Origin of the sequence: Paenibacillus paridis, from assembly GCF_006345825.1 — a bacterium.
Classification (GTDB): Bacteria; Bacillota; Bacilli; order Paenibacillales; family Paenibacillaceae; genus Pristimantibacillus; species Pristimantibacillus paridis.
In genome coordinates, this window is the sequence record NZ_VCIX01000092.1 from 1749742 (window position 1) to 1769164 (window position 19423).

A 19423-nucleotide genomic window follows, 5' to 3' on the forward strand; every position below is an offset into this window, starting at 1 on the left:
GAGTCAAAAAACCAAATTTGCACAATATACGCGCTGCAAAGTAAAATAGAGTTAAAGATAGAGAGTAGAGGCAGCAAAAGCTTCGCCTTATTTTTAGGAGGAAACTGCATATGCAAATAGAAGAAGCCATCATAATCGGAGCAGGTCCTTGCGGCTTGGCGGCAGCCATCGAGCTGGAAGCGATCGGGCTCCGTCCGCTTGTTATAGAAAAAAGAAATATTGTCCATTCCATTTCGCAATACCCGACTTATATGCATTTTTTCAGCACGCCTGAACTGCTTGAAATCGGAGGCATCCCCTTTACGACCGCCAACGACAAGCCTTCAAGGCTCGAGGCTTTGAACTATTACCGAACAGCCGCTCAGCGGCATCAGATCCGTGTTCAGGCTTATGAAGCCATTACTCGTATCACACCCGACGAAGGTGCTTTTTTACTTGACGGAGAAGACCGTTTTGGCCAAAAGCGTTCCTACAAAAGTCGATATGTCATCATTGCCACTGGTTATTTCGATCATCCCAATGAGCTCGGCATACCTGGAGAGCAATTGGATAAGGTCAGCCACTTTTTCAGAGAGTCCCATCCTTATGTTGGCATGAAGGTCGCTATTATCGGCGGAAGCAACTCTGCAATCGACGCGGCGCTTGAGCTGGAGCGCGTTGGCGCAGATGTGACGGTCGTATATCGCGGGGAAGATTATTCTTCCAGCATCAAATCATGGGTGAAGCCCGGCTTCCAAAGTAAAGTAGCCAAAGGCTCGATCCGCATGCTGTTTAACTCCCAGGTTATCGCAATCGATAATAATGACATCACGGTTCGGGGGCCGGAGGGTGACATCCAAATACCAAATGATTTTGTATTAGCTTTAACCGGCTTCCATCCCGACCGCAACTTCCTAACCGCTAGCGGAGTTACGATGGAGGAGGAAGGCTACCCTACCTTTGATCCAGACACGATGGAAACGAACGTTTCCGGCATCTACTTGGCAGGCGTGGTTGCCTCCCGTCATGAGGCGAATGAAATCTTTATCGAGTCGGGTCGATACCATGGCCGTAAAATCGCTGAACATATTCAAAGTGGGAAGTAGTCTTTTCAGTTTTCGATAGCGTTAGACTACTCTTTCCAACGAAAAAAAGGTTAACCTATTTAACGGGTTAACCTTTTTTTATAACAAAATCTTCTCCTGGTGCTGCTAAAGGTTTTAAAAGCAATGCTTTTTTTGCTCGCCTCATTCACTGAACAAAGCAGACTTTCCGAGTGCTTCCCTTTGCTTATCGACCGGATCATGCAAGGTAAGCGTACGAGCATTGCGGAAATACCGGTCAAAGCCGTATTTTCTTGTAGCAGCTCTCGCTCCCATAAGCTGAAATACGTCGGATGTGATTTCAAGGCTGGCTGAGGTTGCAATTACCTTCGCTTGAGAGGCAGCAAGCGCAGCTGACGCATAGAGCTCCGGTGCAGACTGCGCCGCTTGCAGCAGACGCGCTGCATGGAGTACAAGCTGTCTGGCGGCTTCTAACTTCGCATCCATTTCGCCTATTCGGATTAAAATAGCCGGGTCCTCTGTCACTTTTAAACCTGCTGTCCACGTACGCGTTTTCTCCTTCACATAATCCAAGGCTTCACGAAGCGCACCTGCAGCTATTCCGACATACTGCGCGGCAAAATGAATATGGAACTGCGTATTGAAAAAGGAATGGACAAGCCCATACGCCCCCTCGCCCCCGATGACTCTCCCGCTAGGCACAAGCACTTGGTCTGCGTGCACCGTGCCGCTGCCCGTACCTCTTTGTCCGATGCCATCCCAATCGTCGGTGACGGTCACGCCTTCGGCTGTCAAATCAACGATTGGCATTGCAAACCGATCTTCCTGGGATCCTTCCACATCCGTTCTTACTGAGCGCCAAATGGCCCATTTCGCGCCTGTAGAGCCCGTAGCGAAAATTTTTGTACCGCTTAAACGATAGCCTCCATCAACAGCAGCAAGCCCGCTCCCTAGCTTAAAGCGGTCCGCTCCAGCCTCACTCCCAAAGCTTGCGAACAGCTCTCCGTGCATGACCACCCTATCAAAGAAAAAAGCGCGCTGCTCAGCATCGCCTAGGGCATGGACCAACTGCACTCCCGTATTGTGAAGCGTGAATACTTGCGAGGCGGATGAACACCAAGCAGCCAGCTCCATCAGAAGAAGGGGCAGCAGAAGCGCGTCGCCGCCGAAGCCTGCACCATGGCCACCTGCTTCTTCCGGAACTGCAATGCCAAGCAATCCAGCTGCCCTAAGTGATTGGATGGCTTCATGCGGATATCGCGCTTCATGATCGACCTGCCAAGCTGCCGGGCCAATCTTCTCTTTGCCAAGCTCGCGAGCTTGCTGGAGAAACGACCATTGTCGGTCCGTTAGCTCTGCTCGAATGGAGGCTTCTCTAACATTCGTAACCTTATCTTGATTAGACGATAAATGCATGGCTGTCATGCTTTTGCAGGCGCATGCCTGAATGCAGCGCCGGGATGTCCAGCTGACAATCTAGCATTTCCGAACAGCTTCTCCCGAAAGGTTCCCTGCTCATATTCACGTTTAAACAAACCGCGCTCCTGAAGGACCGGAATCACAAGCTCCACAAAATCCGTATAGGAATCCGGCAGCACATAAGGCTCCAGATTGAACCCATCCACATCTGTAATCGCTACGACTTCTGCAATCCGGTCAGCGACTTCCTCCGGCGAGCCGATGATCGTTACGCCGCGAAAGCCTTTTTTTAGAAAATCGTCACGGACCTCGCCGACCGTTTTTTTAGTCTTCGCATGTTTTGTAAACCGGTCGGTATGCGTCTGGCCCATTTCCGTATGAATATTTTCAAAAAAGGAATCAGGATCCAACTTGGTCAAATCAATCCCCGTAACGGATGCATAGCTGGACAGGGTCGCCTCAGCGCTCTGATAACTTAAATACTCCTCGTGCTTACGATGCGCTTCCTCGCTCGTAGCTGCCGTAACGACAGACAGGCCTGTGAATACCTTGATTGATTCCGGTTCCCTGCCGTAAGCTGCCGCACGCCGGCGGATATCGGCAATTTGGTCGCGCAGCACCTCTAAGGTCGGAGCCTTTAGGAACACGCCCTCTGCATGCTTCGCAGCAAATGCGCGGCCGCGTTCCGAGCTGCCCGCTTGGAAAAGTACAGGCGTACGCTGCGGCGATGGCGAACTGGAGAAATAGCCTTGTGATTTAAAGTATTTGCCTTCATGCGCAACCGGATGGACTTTGGATGGATCCGTAAACACACGCTGGGCACGGTCGATTTGCAGCGCATCCTCTTCCCAGCTTCCTTCCCAATACTTATAGCTTACGTCAAGGAATTCATCCGCAATGTCATAACGCTCATCATGCGGGACGAACTCGCTCCGTCCGAACAATGCCGCTGCCGATGGCGAGCTCGTGGTTACGACGTTCCAGCCAATTCGGCCTTTAGATAAATGGTCCAGCGTGGCAAATCTCCTCGCATTGGCATAGGGAGCTTCGTAAGTCGTAGACGTTGTCATCGTAAAGGACAAATGCTCGGTAGCGGCTGCCAGAGCCGGAAGTAGCAGCATCGGATCATTACCGGGAGGACCGGAAGCTTCACGGAAAGCAAGCTCCGCGTTTTTGCTTGGCGACCCATAAGAATCGGCAAAAAACATAAAATCGAATTTCCCTTTTTCCAGTATTTTCGCGATACCGAGCCAATATTCCAGGCTGTTGAAATGGATACGGTTTTGAGCCGGATGCGCCCATATCCCTTGTGTAAGGTGATTGACGCTGTTAACTTCGAATACGCCTATATGGATTTTTTTCATCAAATGCTTCCCCTCTCTCACTTCAAGCTAAATGGCAAGCGGCAAAATGGCGGTCTGCGACCTCACGCTTCACCGGTATTTCAATACGGCATCTTTCTGTTGCAAGTGGACACCGAGGATGGAAAGTGCAGCCGGACGGCGGATCGAGCGGCGATGGCACATCTCCCTCAAGCAATATGCGGTCCCGCTTTCCAGCAGGATCGGGATTCGGGACTGCTGACAGCAGCGCTCGCGTATACGGATGCCTAGGTGATGCAAACAACTGGTCGGTCGGCGCTTCTTCCACAAGCTTGCCCAAATACATCACGCCGATTCGGTCCGAGATATGCCTGACAACGCCTAAATCATGGGCAATAAATAAGTACGTCAGTTTAAAATCCTGCTGGAGCTGCTTCATTAAATTCAAAATTTGCGCTTGGATAATGACATCAAGCGCTGATACGGGCTCATCGCAAATGACTAGCTTTGGCTCAAGGATGAGTGCTCGCGCCAGCACCACGCGTTGGCGCTGTCCGCCTGAGAGCTCATGGGGCAGCCTGTCATAATGGGACGGCTGCAGCCCAACCACTCGCAAAATTTCCAGCACACGGCTATAACGCTCGTCTGGCGTGCCAATACGATGGATGACCAGCGGTTCCGTTAGAGCAGCACCAATGGATTTACGAGGATGGAGCGAGGCGAATGGATCTTGAAACACCATTTGCAGCTGCTTTCGGCTGGCTTGCAGCTCCTTGCCTGGCAAGGTGAATAAATCCTTCCCGTGATATAAGGCAGTCCCCTCCGTAGGCTCGGTGAGTCTTAGCAGGGTCCTGCCTAGCGTACTCTTTCCGCAGCCTGATTCGCCAACAAGTCCATAGGTTTCTCCTTCGTATAAGCGGAAGGAGACATTGTCAACGGCTTTCAAGGTCTTGGTGCGCCAGGATCCGGGCTGCTTCGAAGCAAAATATTTGCGGAGTCCGTTCACCTCAAGAATTGGCTTTAAAGGAAGCTGTACCCTTATCATATTAGGCATGTCCAACCGCCTCCTTCTGGGATAAGGCTTCCGAATGCCAGCAGCGTGCTTGCGATCCTAAGCTTCCCTTAGCTTCTAGAAGTGGCATTACTGCATGGCAGCGCGCATCCGCATGCGGGCAACGTGGGGCGAAGCGGCAGCCCTTTGGCAGCTGGTGCAGCGCTGGAACAAAGCCCTCCACGGCCTGCAGCGGCTTTGCGCGGTCACGGTCAAGGCTTGGAATCGATTGAAGCAAGCCCACGGTGTAGGGATGCTGAGGTTCCCGAAACAGCGTTGCTACATCTGCGGTTTCAACGATTTGTCCCGCATACATCACTGCCACCCGGTGGCATACCTCGGCAACAACGCCAAGATCATGCGTAATTAGAAGCACACTCATGCCTAGCTCGCGGTTTAACTTTGCAATCAGGTCCATGATTTGCGCTTGAATCGTTACATCAAGCGCTGTTGTCGGCTCGTCCGCAATAAGCAGCTTCGGCTCGCATGCCAGCGCAATTGCAATCATGACACGCTGGCGCATTCCTCCCGAGAGCTGATGCGGATATTCGTGGACACGCCGCTCTGGCGCCGGAATGCCGGTAAGCCGAAGCAGACGAACCGCTTCCTGCCAAGCATTTTTTCTGCTGAATTTCCGGTGGCTCCGGATGGTTTCGGTAATTTGCTCTCCTATGGTCAGAAGCGGATTGAGCGAGCTGAGCGGATCTTGAAAAATCATCGATATGTCATTGCCGCGAACGCCGCGCATCTGACGCTGGCTGAGCTTAAGCAGATCGACCCCTTCAAAGTGGATCTCGCCACTGTAGCTGGCTTGTGATTTCTCGTCCAATAATCGAAGAATGGACTGGGCCGTGACGCTTTTTCCGCAACCGGACTCGCCGACTATGCCTACGATTTCTCCTGCTCCAACTGCCAGAGAAACGCCATCGACGGCCGAAACCTTGCCGGCTTCCGTATGGAAATGGGTTTGAAGCGCTTTGATTTCTAGTAAGTTTTCGCTTGCCAACGGACCTTCCTCCTTTATGATGAAGCTTGAGTCGCAGAGCTAACCTTCTCATTATTGTTGTCGCTTGTGTTCTTTTCCATGGAGCCTTTTCTGCTGCGCTTGCGTTTCGTCCGCGCATGCGGATCCAACATGTCACGCAAGCCGTCTCCGAACCAGTTCATCGCAAGGACTGACAAAATGAGCGCGAATCCCGGAAAGAGGGTCATCCACCAGGAATTATAAATGAACTGCTTGCCCTCTGAGAGCAAATTCCCAAGGCTCGGCATGGGAGCCGGAATGCCGGCACCAAGGAAACTAAGCGCAGCCTCGACGATAATGGATTCCGCAAACACGAATGAGCCTTGTACGATCAGCGGCGACAGTGTGCCAGGCATAATATGCAGCCACAAGATGCGTGTACGCGATGCGCCAAGCGCCCTCATCGCCTCAATATAAGTCTGCTCCTTTACAACCAGTGCCGATGACCGGACAATTCGCGCGACCGCCGGGGTGAATACGATGCTTAAGCAAATCATTAAATTAGATACGTTAGGACCGAGCGCAGCCATCATCGCCATCGCGAGCAGAACGGCCGGAAAAGCAAAAATACCGTCCATTATTCGCATTAGCACTTGATCTAGGCGCCGATAATAAGCCGAATACAAACCAATGACAAGGCCAGCAGCCGAGCTGACAAGCGCTACCGTCAACCCTACCTGTATGGAAATTTTCGTTCCATTCAAAGTGCGGCTGAATACGTCACGGCCCAGATTGTCCGTGCCGAACCAGTGCTTCACGCTAGGCGGCTTAAGCCGGCTAACTACATCGACAGCTTGCGGCTCGAACCGGGCAAGCCATGGCGACAGCAAAGATGCCGCTATGAGCAGAAGCATTAGCACGCCGCCAATGACTGCGGTACGGTTGGCCATGAATCGCCTTACCGGCTGTGAATGTATAAGGCTCGTCCGGCGAGCTTGCTGCTTCCCTTCTTGCACTGTTGAATCTGTCAATGTCATAGCCTCCTGATGCCAAAATTATTGCAGCCTAATCCGTGGATCAACGACTGCGTATAGCAGATCAACAGCAAGGTTGACTGCCACATAAACGATAGCAATAAACAGCACCATCCCTTGAATGACGGCATAGTCTCTTCGCTCGACCGCATGAACCAGCATTTGGCCAAGCCCTGGAATGTTAAAGATCGTTTCAATAACCGCAGCGCCTGCCACCAGTGTGCCAAATGACCCGCCCACTACGGTTAAGATCGGAATTAGCGCGTTGCGCAGGACATGCTTGTAGATGATGGTATTCTGACGAAGCCCTTTAGATAGCGCCGTTTTCACAAATCCTTCATGCAGCACCTCCAGCATGGACGCCTTCACGATACGCGCAGTCAGCGATGACATGACAATACCGATAGAGAGCGCCGGCAGGAACATAAACTTCAGAAAGCTGCCAATCCCTTCATGAAGCGGGGCAAAACCGGACACCGGAAACCACTTCAGCCTTACTGCAAAAACAAGCACAAAAAACAGGCTGAGCAGGAAGCCCGGAACGGATATACCGAGCAAAGAATAAGCATTCAAGGTTTTGTCAGCCAAACCGCCGCGGTTCACGGCAGCTCTAACGCCAAGAGGTATGGCGATCAGAACCGCAATGAACTGGGCAAACAATGCAAGCGACAGCGTAGGTGCTAAATGCTCGCGAATGGCTGTTGATACAGGCTGCTGGAGGAAGAAGGAACGTCCCAAATCGCCTTGAACAGCGTTTCCAATCCAGCGCCCGTATTGTTCAAGCAATGGATAATTGAGACCCATCTGCTGTCTGAGCTCTTGAATCGTCGATTCATCGGCCCCGTCTCCGAGCATGACGCGCGCCGGATCACCCGGAATCAAATAAATGATTAGAAACACGACGATCGACATTATCAAGACCACGGGAACCAGCGCAAGCAGACGCCTCAAAATGTAAATGACCATTTAGGATTTCAAGACTTTCACGTTTCCGAGATTCGGGTAGCCTGCGTAAAGGATTAACCCTTGCAGCTCATCCCGGATCGCATAATAAGTGAAGGTGTCCCCGATTTTGGATACCGCCAAGTATTCCCATGCATATTGCTGGAGTGCGTCATTAGCTGCTTTGACCGCTTCCGGCGTAATCGCCGAAGTCGATGCTCTCAGAAGCTCAGCAAGCTTGGCGTCATCAGCAAATCCGTAAGTCGGATTGAAGTACAACAGCTGCGAAGGCGTAGTAGGAACGGTAAATCCGCCGACATAGATGTCCCACACCCCTGCATCCGCCCGTTTCGTGAGCATCGTTGCATAATCATACGTGTCGACTCTAGTTTTAAATCCAATGTTCTCCAGTTGGGCTTGAACGACCAAGGTCGCGTTATAAAATTTTCCTCCAAGATCCTTGGTAGTCAAGAATACAATTTCCCGTCCATCATAGCCGGATTGCTTCAGCAGCTCCTTTGCCTTCTCTGGATCATTTAGATTGTATTGGTCGCTTCCCGCTTCCGAATACCATGTTGCGTTATCCTTGAACATATAGCTGGAGTTCAGTTCGAACAGCTCAGGCGTAGATACAGTGCCGAGCAGAATATCGTCTACCTTGAGAGCGGTATTTACGGCTTGACGATTGGTCAAATTAGAAAATACAGGTGATTTTTTGTTGTACACCAGGTTGTAATCGCTGGATATCGATTTGATAATTTCAATGCCTGGTTGCCCTTCAACCTGCGGCAAATTATCCAAATCAATATCGACGAAGTTGTATTCGCCTGTCAAAAATGAATTAAAACGTGTCGAGGTGTCTGTCACGAGCGAGAAGCGGAGTTTCTCAATTTGCGGAATCTTCTTGCCCGAGAAACCGTCCGGCTCACTGCCTTGCGATTGGTAGTCCGCGAATTTCTCCACGTCGATGTATTGATCTTTTTTCCATTCCACAAATTTGTAAGGACCGGTCCCGATATATTCAGTAATGCCCTCTGGGGCTGCGCTATCCACGACTTCCTTAGGCATAATCGCCGCAAAGTTAAGCACATGGCTTAGCTGGGCAAGCGTGTCGTTTTGCGGAGCAGTCAACTTAAGAGCGACAGTGTAATCATTCACAATTTCAAACGTGGAATCGCCAAACGAGTTTTTGGCGCGGGGCGCTTTATCCTTCCAGCGGTTCAAAGAGGCGGCCACATCCTCGGCCTTCATCTCTTTGCCATTATGGAATTTGATGCCTTGGCGCAAATGGAACGTATACGTTTTGCCGTCCTCGCTCACATCGGTCGACTCCGCAAGCATAGGCACGGGCTCAAGCTTTGAATTAAAGGCATAAAGCCCTTCAAAGATATTCAAAATGACGGCGCCGTTGCTGCCTCCCACGGAAAGATGAGGATCAAGTGTGGAAACGGCTTGTCCAAGAGCATATTTAAGCTCCGTGGCTCCCGGTTTGTCGGTTGTGTCTGTTGCGGCAGGCGCTTCATTGCCCGGTGACTGTGCAGGCGTGTTGGAACCCGTATTATTCGAGCAGCCGTACACAAAAATTAAGGCGCTTAATAATAAAATGATTGCTGTGGATTGACGAAGCTTGTTCATATAAATCCCCCTTGACGTTAATTCATTTATATCCGATTGTTTTAATCGGATTAAACTTTCACCTATCATAACGGATCATTGCGAAAAAGTACAATGCAACCTTTTAATAGCTGAGTTTACTATTTTCTATAATTGAACCCAATTTACTCTTGCTGCTGATTAAGCAGTTTGTCGGCCACTCGCAGAAAAAGCCTTATGCCGTTCAATAAGCCGTCTTCGTCGAACGTAAATTTGGGATGGTGATGAGGATATACGATGCCCGACTCCACATTCCCGGCTCCAATATTTACAAATGCACCAGGGACATGCTGCTGGTAGGCAGAGAAGTCTTCGCCTCCCATCGCAGGCGGTGTTGCAATGACAGCCTCCGCTCCAACGATTTCGATAGCCGCCTCTCTGACAATGCCCGTTACCCATTCATCGTTAATGACGGGCTCATAGCCGTATACAAATTCCACTTCAACGCTTGCCCCATAGATGGCCGCTACTCCCTCTGCCATCTTTTTGATCAACTCAGGCGCCTCCTTGCGGACAGATGACTTAAAGCTGCGAACCGTGCCTTTAAGTGTAGCTGAATCGGGAATGACATTGTGGGACGAGCCGGCAGTAAATTGCGTGACGGAAACAACCAATCGCTCGAGCGGATCGGTGAGGCGCGATACAATCGTTTGCAAATGTCCTACCAGCTGCGCTCCTATCGCGATTACGTCAATAGACCGGTGAGGATATGCCGCATGCCCGCCAAATCCTTTGATTACAATTGTGAAATTATCAGGAGATGCCATCATCTCCCCTTCGCGGATGCCAATTTGCCCGACGGGAAGCAGCGAAGCCAAATGAACGCCAAATACCCAATCGACGCCATCGACGACACCGGCATTTACCAGCTCTATGGCTCCGCCAGGCGGCAGTTCCTCTGCATGCTGGAATATAAAGCGGATCTCTCCGCGTAGTTCTTCCCTTCTCTCGCTGAGCAGCCTTGCAACCGCAAGCAGCATGGCCGTATGTCCGTCATGGCCGCATGCATGCATGATGCCAGGCACATCCGAAGCAAATTCAAAATCATTCTCCTCCTGAATCGGAAGGGCATCCATATCTGCACGCAGCGCCAAAGTAGGACCAGGCAAAGCTCCCTTCAATATCGCTACTACGCTCGTAGCGGTAGGGCGGTTGATTTCCAGCCCCTCCCACTCGCGCAAGGTTTGCTCGACATATGCCGCTGTGTTGTGCTCTTGGAAGGACAACTCCGGATGCTGATGCAGATGCCTTCTCCAGGAAACCACTTGTTCCGCTACCCAATTGGGCAGCGGCTCAAATGGCAGACGTTGGTTGCTCATTCATTTTTCCTCCATTCTATTTTTAAGCGTGGTCAAAAGCTTGCTGAGCGTTTACGCGATGTGCAAGTGCCGAGCCTGCTTTAAGCGCAGTTGCGACAAGAATCGTTTCTGCGAGCTCTTCAAGCGTGGTACCGGCTTCCTTGGCTTGGCGGGAGAAAATATCAATGCTGTAGGCATTGCCCGTAATATGAGATGAAGCTAACGCGATCAAAATTTTCTCTTTGGACGTTAGCAAGCCGGGCTGCAGCGCTTGATGGACAAATGCCGTGAAGGAAGTGAATTGCTCCTCGTTCAGCTTCTCTACCTCTTCGATTTTGCCCAGGTTGTCCCTTGCGTACAGGTCTTCTCCCACTTCACCTCCGCGATAGGCATTTAAAGCATTAATTGCGTTATAAAATACGGAATGGGCATTCACCGCCGTGGCGACTACAATCGACTCTACCAGCTCTTCTAGCGATGCTTGCTGGTCTTTCGCTTTGTTCACATGGGCTTCGATACAATAGGGGCAGCCGGTAATGTGGGCAACGGCTACGGCAATCAATTCCTTGGCCTTTACGGAAAGCGCTCCTGCCGCAAGCGCCTGCTTGTTGAATTCTCCGAACGCTTTAAAGGCTTCAGGTGCGTAAGCAAACAGTTTCGCGGAATAGGCTTGATTATGGCGAATATACAAACTTTCAGTAGACATTTTAAAATAACCTCCAGATTTTTTCGGAATACCAAGTATTCCTCTTTTATTAGTTATGAAACTTCTGTTATCATAATAGATATCTGATTGTTTGTATAATTGAAAAGTTTAAATCCGCAATTTAACTTTATTAAAGAGAGGGAGGTCGCCGAAGTGGAAATCCGCCTGATCAAAGCATTTCAAACCATCGTGAAACTGGGCAGCTTCCAACGTGCAGCCGAAGCCCTGCAATATTCACAGCCGACCATAACCATTCAAATAAAAAAACTAGAGGACGAGCTTGGCGTCCGATTGTTTGAGAGAGGCAAGACCATTACGTTAACCAACGCGGGACGTTTGTTTCTCGAGCGAGCCGACTCGCTGCTGCAGGAGTATGATGTGCTGAACAGCACGCTGAGCGATTTCATTAACGGTGACGCCGGCACTGTCCGCCTAGGGGCGACGGAGCCTTCGGCAAGCAATCGCCTGCCTGGCATTCTGGCTCGATATGCTGCGCTCAAGCCTAAGGTGCAGATCAACGTCGCCATTGGCTCGACGCGAGAGATGACGCGCATGCTGCTCGAGGACCAGATTGATTTTGCCTTGTGCAACCAACCAGAACCGCATATCGATCTTGCTTTTGACTCCCTATTCCGCGAGACGTTTACACTTCTGCTTCCAAGCGGACATGCACTCGCAAGCAAGGATGAGATCCAGCTGCAGGATTTGAAAAACGAAAAAATGCTGTTTACGCCAGGCACCTGCCCTTTCCGCATTCGGATTGAGGAAATGATTACAAGCCAGATCGGGCAGTTGCGGCATGCAGGCATGGAGGTCACAGGCATTAACGCCATTAAATATTTCGTCCAAGCCGGCATGGGCATTGCCTTGTCCCCCGAAGTTGCGGTAACGCCTCCCATTCCGGGAACGGTCATCAAATCGGTAAAAGATTTGCTTAGCGGGCCGCCTCTTGGGCTGTTATACAAACGGAATACCGACGCACAAAGCCGCATTGCCATTGACTTGAAAGATGAAATCAAACGTCAGCTTGTCGTTGAGTCTTAAATCATTGCAACTGAAGGTCTATTAAAAAAAGTAAATTGCCTCTTTAGGATTATCTATTATACAAGCCCTGCTTTTTTCGATATGATCTGAGCACTGCATGACATATTGGGGAACTTAGGTTAGGAGTGATGATCATTGAAGAAGATTCATTTGGGCATATTCGATATTCAAACCCCGAATCAAATGACGCAAGGGGCATGGGCCCATCCGGAGAACCAGTCCACGCGCTATCGTGAGCTCCCCTTCTGGATCGAGCTGGCGCAATTGTGCGAACGCGGGCTATTTGACTTTATATTTTTTGCAGATTCCTACGGCTATCCCGTCAACAAACGCGAGCTAGCCTACCGTGAAGCGGTTTATACCCCCGGACTCGATCCGATGTTAAGCATCTCGGCGCTGGCAGCCGCAACAAAAAAGCTTGCATTCGTTACGACGGCATCCCCATCCTACGAAGCCCCTTACGCCAATGCTCGACGGTTCTCCACCTTGGATCATTTGACAGGTGGCCGAATGGGCTGGAACGTTGTCGCTGCCGGAGGTTTGTCAGGCGCTGCTTGCTTTGGACGGGATCAAGTGCTTAGTCATGAAGAGCGCTACGATCAAGCAGAGGAATTTCTTGAAGTCAGCTACCGTTTATTCGAGGAAAGCTGGGAGGAAGATGCCGTAACCGCCAGCCGCAGCAAGCGGTGTTATGCGGATGCATCAAAGGTACATCTCATTGACCATGAGGGGCCATATTTTAAAGTAACGGCATCTCATGCCTGCGAGCCCTCCCCTCAGCGGACGCCTGTACTATTCCAGGCAGGCAGCTCTGACCGGGGCCGTGACTTTGCAGCTAAGCATGCCGAAGGCATATTTCTAAAGGCACCGACGAAGGAAGCGCTGAAAGCGCAAGTGCAGGATATCCGGGAACGTGCAGCTACATACGGACGTAATGCGGATGAGATTAAAATATTTACGGGCCTATCAGCGATTGTAGGCGAGACGAATGAGGAGGCAGCGCGGAAGCTTGCTGATTTCAAAGCTTACAGCAGCCGCGAAGCCGCCCTCCTCACCTATGAAAATGCGACTGGCCTCGATCTTGCAGCAATGGAACCCGATGCGCCCTTTGCAGGCGTACAGACGGAACAAGGGCTATCGCATACGGAACGATACACGAAGCATCAAGGCCATGTGCTAACCGTTTCGCAGGTCATGGATAATTTTGCGGAGAAAGAATTTCGGGGCATCACGGTCTGCGGAGATGCGAATACGATTGCAGATACCATGCAGGAATGGATCGAGCATACCGGAATCGATGGCTTTAATCTGGAACGATATTTGCTCCCGGGAACTGTAGCTGATTTTGTCAATCATGTCGTTCCTGAACTTCAACGGCGCGGCGTATTCCGAACTTCCTACGAAGAAGCTACCCTGCGCGAGCGGCTATTTGGCAATGGGAAACCCAAGCTTCCATCCTCGCACCCTGGGGCAAGTTATCGTCACGGTAGCTCTGCGGCATATTCTGTCAACTAAACTTGTCCGCTGGCATAGAAAATGGCGCTCCTGGATTGCTCCAGAAGCGCCATTTTTTATTTTTTATGGTTGAATTGCTGCTTCAACGACTCTACGACGTTATCCGCTTGCGGTATCTCACCATAACGAGTCTCTTCGTACACGTCAATAAAAGACTGCATGTCCTCATGCTTATATTTCCCGTTATTCCATTTTGCCAAATCAGCGGCCGTCTCACGAGGCGTCATATGCGCTTTGGCTTCATACCCCTGCTCGGAACCCGTTCGTAGAACATACGAATATAAATATCTGATTTTTTCGGTATTGGTAGTGAGCTCGTTCCACTCTTGGGCGAAAGAACGTTTCCTTGGCATGAGCTTCTTCAAACGGTTGCCCATACGCTCCCTCAACGTAGAAAGCGTCATTAAGCTCTCGATCTCATCTGTATAGCCTTCGTCTCCATTACCACGATTCGCTCCACGCTCTTGCAGCTTTGCAGCCAAAAGCCTCGCCCATTTCATTGCTTTTTTGATGATAAAATACATCAATACAACAACCGCTGCAACAAGGAGTACAATCCCGACGATCTTTATGATCTGCTCCAAAATCAGCATCCAATCCGATGGCGGCTTTACTTCCCCTTGCGGCATTTCCGGCGCTTGCGGATTGCTAGGCGGTTCTTCCGTTATTTCCTCTTTTCCCGGCCGGTTAAGCCAGTTCATCATCCGTTCGATGACCGAGTGAAAAAACCGCTCAACCATTTGCTGAATTTGCCGAAATAACGCAAGAACGCTAATTAGGATAACTACAATCATGATCAATAAACGATTCTGGCGCTTGAAAGCGAGCGTAGCTGATGATTTTGCCGAATCAATGGTCTCGCTGTTCAAGTGCCGCTCATTGGCGAAGAAGAATAATAAGATAACGGAAGCGATGCCGCAAACGATTAATAACCCGTTATAATCCACTAGCTTTTTGAACAAAAACAATTTTAAAGGCTGCATCCCAATATAAAGCGCAACTCCGATTAACATCTGTGTGTTAGAAAACGAAATCAACCAGCCGCGCATCTGGGCAGACATGCCTTTAATTGCTGTAATCGCTGCAACAAGACTGCAGATAGCCAGAGGAAGAACCGGTAAACCTTCCCCTGCTGTACTCATTATGATTACGCCATGTAGCAAACCGATTACCAATGCCAGCAATAGCCTTATGCCGTAACGCAATTGCGTGAATTTTTGGAGAAGTAACGAAGCGGCCCAATAACAAAGCGGTAAAGTCGCAATCCACCCCCATAAGGTCGCATCCGGCAGTAAATAAACGCCTACGATTAACAAAACAGGTAAATAAAAAAACAACTCGATTACGCCTTGACCGAAGGACGTCCAAGCCATGGAGCGTTTTGTTGGCACATTCATGCGGTCACCTCTTCTCTTCCCGCTTCGGGTGAAGGCTGAAGGTCGCCACTGAGCTCGGATAGCAATTTGTCTGTCAACAGCCATACGGCAACCGCATTGCCATTATAACGAAGCTGTTCAGCTTGTTTTTCCAGCTCTTCGTTCCAGTAACTCGTAATCATCAGAATGTCTCGTTCGCTATACCCGCGTTCTGCTTCCCGTTCTAGCAAATGGTGAAAAAGCTCCGTACGTTCAATTTCAAGCTTCGCCATTTCTTCAAAGATCCCGAGTAAATGCTCATGTCCCCCGCGCGGTTCGATATGAACGCTTTCTCTTGTGCCGACAACCGGCATATTGGCTGCGAAGCCAACTTCCATCCCCTGCTGGATTACTGCTTCAGCTGCTCCGGCCGCCCATTCTATGCCCCGCTCAATTAACGCAGCATCCGTTACGCTTCGCCACATTCCTTCTGCGTCATCTACGTTCAAATAAATCATCAGCCTGCGATCCGCCGTAAAATCATATTGATGCACCTGAAGGCTGCCCGTTTTAGCTGTAGCCTTCCAATTGATTTGTTTATAGGTATCGCCTGCCTGATAATTGCGAACCCCGGCTATAATAAAAGGGTCGCTAATAATCCATCGCTTGACCGATTGATCCCCTTGCCAGCTGTGGTATGGCAGTTGATGGACAGGCACCTGTGCCGGCTTCGGGTAAACCAGTAGCTCACCATGGAGAGGAATTTGTTCGGACGTGGAGGAAAGCCCGAGCAAATCGCCACCGGTCAGGGTCACGGTCTGCAGCTTGTACCAACCGCGCTTCGCGCAAGTAATGCGATGCGTACGCGTAATTTTAGTATAAGGAGCAAGACTGAAGAAGCTCTTATGATTCTGGTAAACCTGCCCGCTGCTGACCGAAAAATTATCAAGCTTCTGAAAATGCAAATGCGTAGCCAGTTGAGATTCGACGCGGAGCCAAGGCACTGGCAACCATTTCGCATTGGACATTTCTTCAATGAGCTCCACCTGCTCCCCGCTATAGCAGGTTTTGGCTGTAAAGCGACGCCCATATCGGATATGACGCAGCACGAAACGTTGAAATACTCTCCCTTGGACGAACAAAATGGCTAATGCCGCAACGATAAACCAAAATAATACCATCGGCTGCCCGCTTAATGGACTGGCAAGCCGGCTTCTGCAGGCACTGCCGTCAATCGAATGATATCATCAATAATGGCTTCCGCCTGATTAGCTGCACGCTGAATGCCGCGAACAGCCAAACGATGTGCTAGAACGGGCTTAGCCATTGCCTTCACGTCATCGGGCGTAACGAAGTCTCGGCCGCGCAGAATCGCATGTACCTGAGATGCGCGCAGCAGCGCTTGACTGCCCCTCGGGCTGACACCAACTGAAACTTCCTCCCGCTTGCGCGTCTGTTCTACGATTTGCAGCAAATATTGCAGAACATCGTCCGTTACCTTAACGGAGGTGTAGGCCTTTTGCGCTTGTTGAATGACATCAATTCCCGCAACAGGCGCGAGCTCAGCCAGCGGATCCTGGTCTTTAAACCGCTTCAGCAGCTGCAAGCCCTCTTCCGTTGTGGGGTAACCCATTTTAATCTTAAAGAGAAAACGGTCTAGCTGAGCTTCTGGCAACGGAAAGGTGCCTTGATTCTCTATTGGGTTTTGGGTGGCAATGACCATGAAAGGCCTCTCCAAAAGCTTTGTTTCTCCATCGATGCTAATTTGCCTCTCTTCCATGCATTCCAGCAAACTTGACTGGGTACGTGGCGTGGCGCGGTTAATTTCGTCGGCGAGCAGCAAATTCGTAAACAATGGGCCTGCGCGGAACTCGAACTCACTTATTTTCTGATTATAAAAATGAATGCCGCTCAAATCCGAAGGAAGCAAATCTGGCGTGAATTGGATGCGTTTAAAAGTTAAATCCAGTGATTTGGCTAATGATTTCGCTAACATCGTCTTGCCCGTTCCCGGAACGTCCTCAAGCAGCACGTGCCCGGATGTAATAAGTCCGATGAGCAATAAATCCACTACATCCTCTTTACCGATAATGACGCGTCCTATATTCCCTTTTACCTGCTCGGCTAATTGTTTGATGACTTCAAAAGACATGGGTCAGCTCCTTCGGTTAGGTTATAAAGCCTGTTCTCTCACGCTGAAGCTTCTGCAGCTCGCGCCAGCGAATCATACGAATTCCCTCGTCCTTCAGCGTCTGTTTCATTTCCGTATCACGGAACAGCTCTAGCTCCATACCCCGTTTAAGGGGTTGTGCATGAAAAGCATTCAGCTCTTCCGTTACGAATGACGGATGGATGATAAGCTCCGTTACGCCCGGATGCAGGCTCTTCAGCAGCTGCTGCATATCCGTCTTCAAAGTTTCAAAGCTTTCGCCTTCCTGCAAATGGAAAGGCAGCCCGACCAAATAATCAAGAATGACAACGCCTTTGGAATCCGCGAGCTGTGCAAGCTGCCTTGCTTGTTCAGCAAGCTCTGGTGGCGCGACCTGTCCGTTTTCCTGAAGCAAATAACGCGGCAAGCGGAAAGGCAGGCCATAGGAAGCGCATACATCTAGCACCGCAGGTAGAAAATGACGGCCGGTTGCCAAACCGTACAAGCTGCCCATATGATTATCCGCATGAGAAGGCTTCATGCCCATAGCAAGAGCCATTTCCACTTGAGCTATTAATTCCGCTTTTACCTCTTCTGGATCAGCTTGCAGTTCGAACGTCTTGCTGTCCTTCGGAAAATGATTCTCGTTCGTCACTAATGACGCCGTGCTGCTCTTGCGGTTCACCGGTCCCCAGCGATAGGGGTCCCATTCGCTCGTAAAGGTAAAATGAATGCCTACATCCACTTGCGTATGCCTCGCACTCCATAGTGCAGCTTCCCTTGCCCATCCACAAGGCATCATAATCGTAGCCGAGCTGACCGTCTCTTCGAGCAGCAGCTGCTGAATGCCGCCGTTCACCGAATGGCAAAGACCGTAATCGTCAGCATTGATGAGAAGAAGCTTCTCTCCTTCGTTATATCCAAGCGCCTTAGCCAGACTCATTTGTATTCAGCCTCCCAATGATCATTTATCCAATTGCATCCAAATAGGGATTGATCGATTATACCGCAAAGGATTTCCGCTTTATCTAAATTATCCCTTAAACGAACTGCAAAATGCAATGCCACATCCAAAAGCCGTAATTTCATCAACGCAGGCAACTGCTTCCGTTCCTCCTCAGTTAGCTGTATTCCCGCCTGATAGCCTTGGAGCAGCACCTTCAATTTGCTTTGAAAATCGGGATCTCCCGGTTTGATCATGTCGACGATAATAACAGCCAATTCCATCGCTCTGGCATCGATCGTTGCAAACTCAAAATCGAGCACGCCGACAATGTTATCTTCATGCGATACCGTGTTATTAAAAACTAGATCGCCATGAATCCATTGCTGTGGCAAGAGAGCCAGCTCCCGGCAGCTCTGAATTAACCGCTCTCGTTCCCCATGAAGGGCTAGTATACCCGGTTTCCTTGCTTCAAGTGCCTGAGAGCGAACAGCCAACGATAAAAATGAATCCAGATCCATAGAAGCATACGTTTCTTCAAGCGAATAATAAGGGCTATACATTGGTTTTCTTATAGGTTCAATCCGGCCTAATGCCTCTGTCAGTTTCGCAGCGGTATAGCCTAAAGCATAGATATGCCTTTCATTTGCCATGGATGGCCTATCCCCTTCTATGTAATCAAAAAGGGCGGATAATGTGCCGTCTGGTGCTAGGGTAACTGAATCTCCGTATTTATTGTACAGCGGTATCGGCACTTGAAATGATAGCTCCTGCTCATTCAGCTTCTGCAGCACCTCATGCTCAAGCCTAACAATGTCCGGATCTTTATGATTATTATAAATGCGGAAAACATATTTACGGTCACCCGATGTAATGATACGGGTCGTATTATTCATCCCGCTCTCGCGATTCTCTACCACACAGGGTTCTTGAAATTCATAATGGTCTAAATATGCAGTGAAATCTATCTGGCTGTTCAACGATC

General features: G+C 50.0%; 17 protein-coding genes. 3 read left to right on the forward strand and 14 right to left on the reverse strand.

Annotated elements, in window-relative coordinates:
* The first annotated feature begins 110 nt into the window (after positions 1 to 110).
* The gene (locus FJQ58_RS29685; RefSeq protein WP_202915350.1) at positions 111 to 1085 is read left to right on the forward strand and encodes a YpdA family putative bacillithiol disulfide reductase; all 975 of its coding nucleotides are present in this window, start codon (positions 111 to 113) and stop codon (positions 1083 to 1085) included.
* 141 nt (positions 1086 to 1226) lie between these two features.
* Here the strand turns inward: FJQ58_RS29685 and FJQ58_RS29690 are convergent, their stop codons facing one another.
* From FJQ58_RS29690 to FJQ58_RS29730, 9 genes are all read right to left on the reverse strand, one after another.
* Entirely contained in the window at positions 1227 to 2468 is a 1242-nt protein-coding gene (locus FJQ58_RS29690; protein WP_139999083.1) for an acyl-CoA dehydrogenase family protein, read from the reverse strand.
* Complete coding sequence (locus tag FJQ58_RS29695; RefSeq protein ID WP_238404393.1) at positions 2465 to 3826, reverse strand: LLM class flavin-dependent oxidoreductase; 1362 nt, start codon at positions 3824 to 3826, stop codon at positions 2465 to 2467. The genes FJQ58_RS29690 and FJQ58_RS29695 overlap by 4 nt, the downstream gene beginning before the upstream one ends.
* Before the next feature lie 22 nt (positions 3827 to 3848).
* On the reverse strand, positions 3849 to 4829 hold the full coding sequence (locus FJQ58_RS29700; RefSeq protein ID WP_140000222.1) for an ABC transporter ATP-binding protein: 981 nt from the start codon (positions 4827 to 4829) through the stop codon (positions 3849 to 3851).
* Position 4830: 1 nt separating this feature from the next.
* Positions 4831 to 5841 carry an ABC transporter ATP-binding protein gene (locus FJQ58_RS29705; RefSeq protein WP_139999087.1) on the reverse strand — a complete coding sequence of 337 codons (1011 nt, stop codon included), beginning with the start codon at positions 5839 to 5841 and terminating at the stop codon, positions 4831 to 4833.
* Positions 5842 to 5855: 14 nt separating this feature from the next.
* Positions 5856 to 6836, reverse strand: a complete 981-nt coding sequence (locus tag FJQ58_RS29710) for an ABC transporter permease (RefSeq protein ID WP_139999089.1) — start codon at positions 6834 to 6836, stop codon at positions 5856 to 5858.
* Positions 6837 to 6854: 18 nt separating this feature from the next.
* Complete coding sequence (locus FJQ58_RS29715) at positions 6855 to 7799, reverse strand: ABC transporter permease (protein ID WP_139999091.1); 945 nt, start codon at positions 7797 to 7799, stop codon at positions 6855 to 6857.
* The gene (locus FJQ58_RS29720) at positions 7800 to 9410 is read right to left on the reverse strand and encodes an ABC transporter substrate-binding protein (protein ID WP_162341843.1); all 1611 of its coding nucleotides are present in this window, start codon (positions 9408 to 9410) and stop codon (positions 7800 to 7802) included.
* A 143-nt stretch (positions 9411 to 9553) separates the two neighbouring features.
* Positions 9554 to 10747 carry an amidohydrolase gene (locus FJQ58_RS29725; RefSeq protein ID WP_139999095.1) on the reverse strand — a complete coding sequence of 398 codons (1194 nt, stop codon included), beginning with the start codon at positions 10745 to 10747 and terminating at the stop codon, positions 9554 to 9556.
* A 22-nt stretch (positions 10748 to 10769) separates the two neighbouring features.
* The gene (locus FJQ58_RS29730) at positions 10770 to 11432 is read right to left on the reverse strand and encodes a carboxymuconolactone decarboxylase family protein (protein WP_139999097.1); all 663 of its coding nucleotides are present in this window, start codon (positions 11430 to 11432) and stop codon (positions 10770 to 10772) included.
* A gap of 153 nt (positions 11433 to 11585) precedes the next feature.
* Between FJQ58_RS29730 and FJQ58_RS29735 the strand changes: the two genes are divergently transcribed.
* A complete protein-coding gene (locus FJQ58_RS29735; protein WP_162341845.1) occupies positions 11586 to 12476 on the forward strand; it encodes a LysR family transcriptional regulator in 891 nt (296 codons plus the stop codon).
* A gap of 135 nt (positions 12477 to 12611) precedes the next feature.
* Positions 12612 to 13991, forward strand: a complete 1380-nt coding sequence (locus tag FJQ58_RS29740) for an NtaA/DmoA family FMN-dependent monooxygenase (RefSeq protein ID WP_139999101.1) — start codon at positions 12612 to 12614, stop codon at positions 13989 to 13991.
* Between the two features lie 56 nt (positions 13992 to 14047).
* Here FJQ58_RS29740 and FJQ58_RS29745 read toward each other — a convergent pair whose 3' ends face one another.
* The 5 genes from FJQ58_RS29745 to FJQ58_RS29765 are packed head-to-tail and all read right to left on the reverse strand — an operon-like array spanning position 14048 to position 19418.
* Positions 14048 to 15388: a DUF4129 domain-containing protein gene (locus FJQ58_RS29745; protein WP_162341847.1), complete on the reverse strand. Its 1341-nt coding sequence runs from the start codon at positions 15386 to 15388 to the stop codon at positions 14048 to 14050.
* Entirely contained in the window at positions 15385 to 16527 is a 1143-nt protein-coding gene (locus FJQ58_RS29750) for a DUF58 domain-containing protein (RefSeq protein ID WP_139999105.1), read from the reverse strand. Before FJQ58_RS29750 ends, FJQ58_RS29745 begins: the two co-directional genes overlap by 4 nt.
* A gap of 11 nt (positions 16528 to 16538) precedes the next feature.
* Complete coding sequence (locus tag FJQ58_RS29755) at positions 16539 to 17498, reverse strand: AAA family ATPase (protein ID WP_139999107.1); 960 nt, start codon at positions 17496 to 17498, stop codon at positions 16539 to 16541.
* A gap of 16 nt (positions 17499 to 17514) precedes the next feature.
* The gene (locus tag FJQ58_RS29760) at positions 17515 to 18438 is read right to left on the reverse strand and encodes a polysaccharide deacetylase family protein (RefSeq protein ID WP_139999109.1); all 924 of its coding nucleotides are present in this window, start codon (positions 18436 to 18438) and stop codon (positions 17515 to 17517) included.
* A complete protein-coding gene (locus FJQ58_RS29765; protein WP_139999111.1) occupies positions 18435 to 19418 on the reverse strand; it encodes a phosphotransferase in 984 nt (327 codons plus the stop codon). The genes FJQ58_RS29760 and FJQ58_RS29765 overlap by 4 nt, the downstream gene beginning before the upstream one ends.
* Between the last annotated feature and the right edge of the window lie 5 nt (positions 19419 to 19423).

Bases quoted from the DNA above. Each gene is read 5' to 3' on its own strand.
- FJQ58_RS29690 (WP_139999083.1), bottom strand. From the start codon at position 2,468: ATGACAGCCATGCATTTATCGTCTAATCAAGATAAGGTTACGAATGTT.
- FJQ58_RS29700 (WP_140000222.1), bottom strand. From the start codon at position 4,829: ATGATAAGGGTACAGCTTCCTTTAAAGCCAATTCTTGAGGTGAACGGA.
- FJQ58_RS29685 (WP_202915350.1), top strand. From the start codon at position 111: ATGCAAATAGAAGAAGCCATCATAATCGGAGCAGGTCCTTGCGGCTTG.
- FJQ58_RS29725 (WP_139999095.1), bottom strand. From the start codon at position 10,747: ATGAGCAACCAACGTCTGCCATTTGAGCCGCTGCCCAATTGGGTAGCG.
- FJQ58_RS29710 (WP_139999089.1), bottom strand. From the start codon at position 6,836: ATGACATTGACAGATTCAACAGTGCAAGAAGGGAAGCAGCAAGCTCGC.
- FJQ58_RS29745 (WP_162341847.1), bottom strand. From the start codon at position 15,388: ATGAATGTGCCAACAAAACGCTCCATGGCTTGGACGTCCTTCGGTCAA.
- FJQ58_RS29730 (WP_139999097.1), bottom strand. From the start codon at position 11,432: ATGTCTACTGAAAGTTTGTATATTCGCCATAATCAAGCCTATTCCGCG.
- FJQ58_RS29715 (WP_139999091.1), bottom strand. From the start codon at position 7,799: ATGGTCATTTACATTTTGAGGCGTCTGCTTGCGCTGGTTCCCGTGGTC.
- FJQ58_RS29760 (WP_139999109.1), bottom strand. From the start codon at position 18,438: ATGAGTCTGGCTAAGGCGCTTGGATATAACGAAGGAGAGAAGCTTCTT.
- FJQ58_RS29720 (WP_162341843.1), bottom strand. From the start codon at position 9,410: ATGAACAAGCTTCGTCAATCCACAGCAATCATTTTATTATTAAGCGCC.
- FJQ58_RS29755 (WP_139999107.1), bottom strand. From the start codon at position 17,498: ATGTCTTTTGAAGTCATCAAACAATTAGCCGAGCAGGTAAAAGGGAAT.
- FJQ58_RS29695 (WP_238404393.1), bottom strand. From the start codon at position 3,826: ATGAAAAAAATCCATATAGGCGTATTCGAAGTTAACAGCGTCAATCAC.
- FJQ58_RS29750 (WP_139999105.1), bottom strand. From the start codon at position 16,527: ATGGTATTATTTTGGTTTATCGTTGCGGCATTAGCCATTTTGTTCGTC.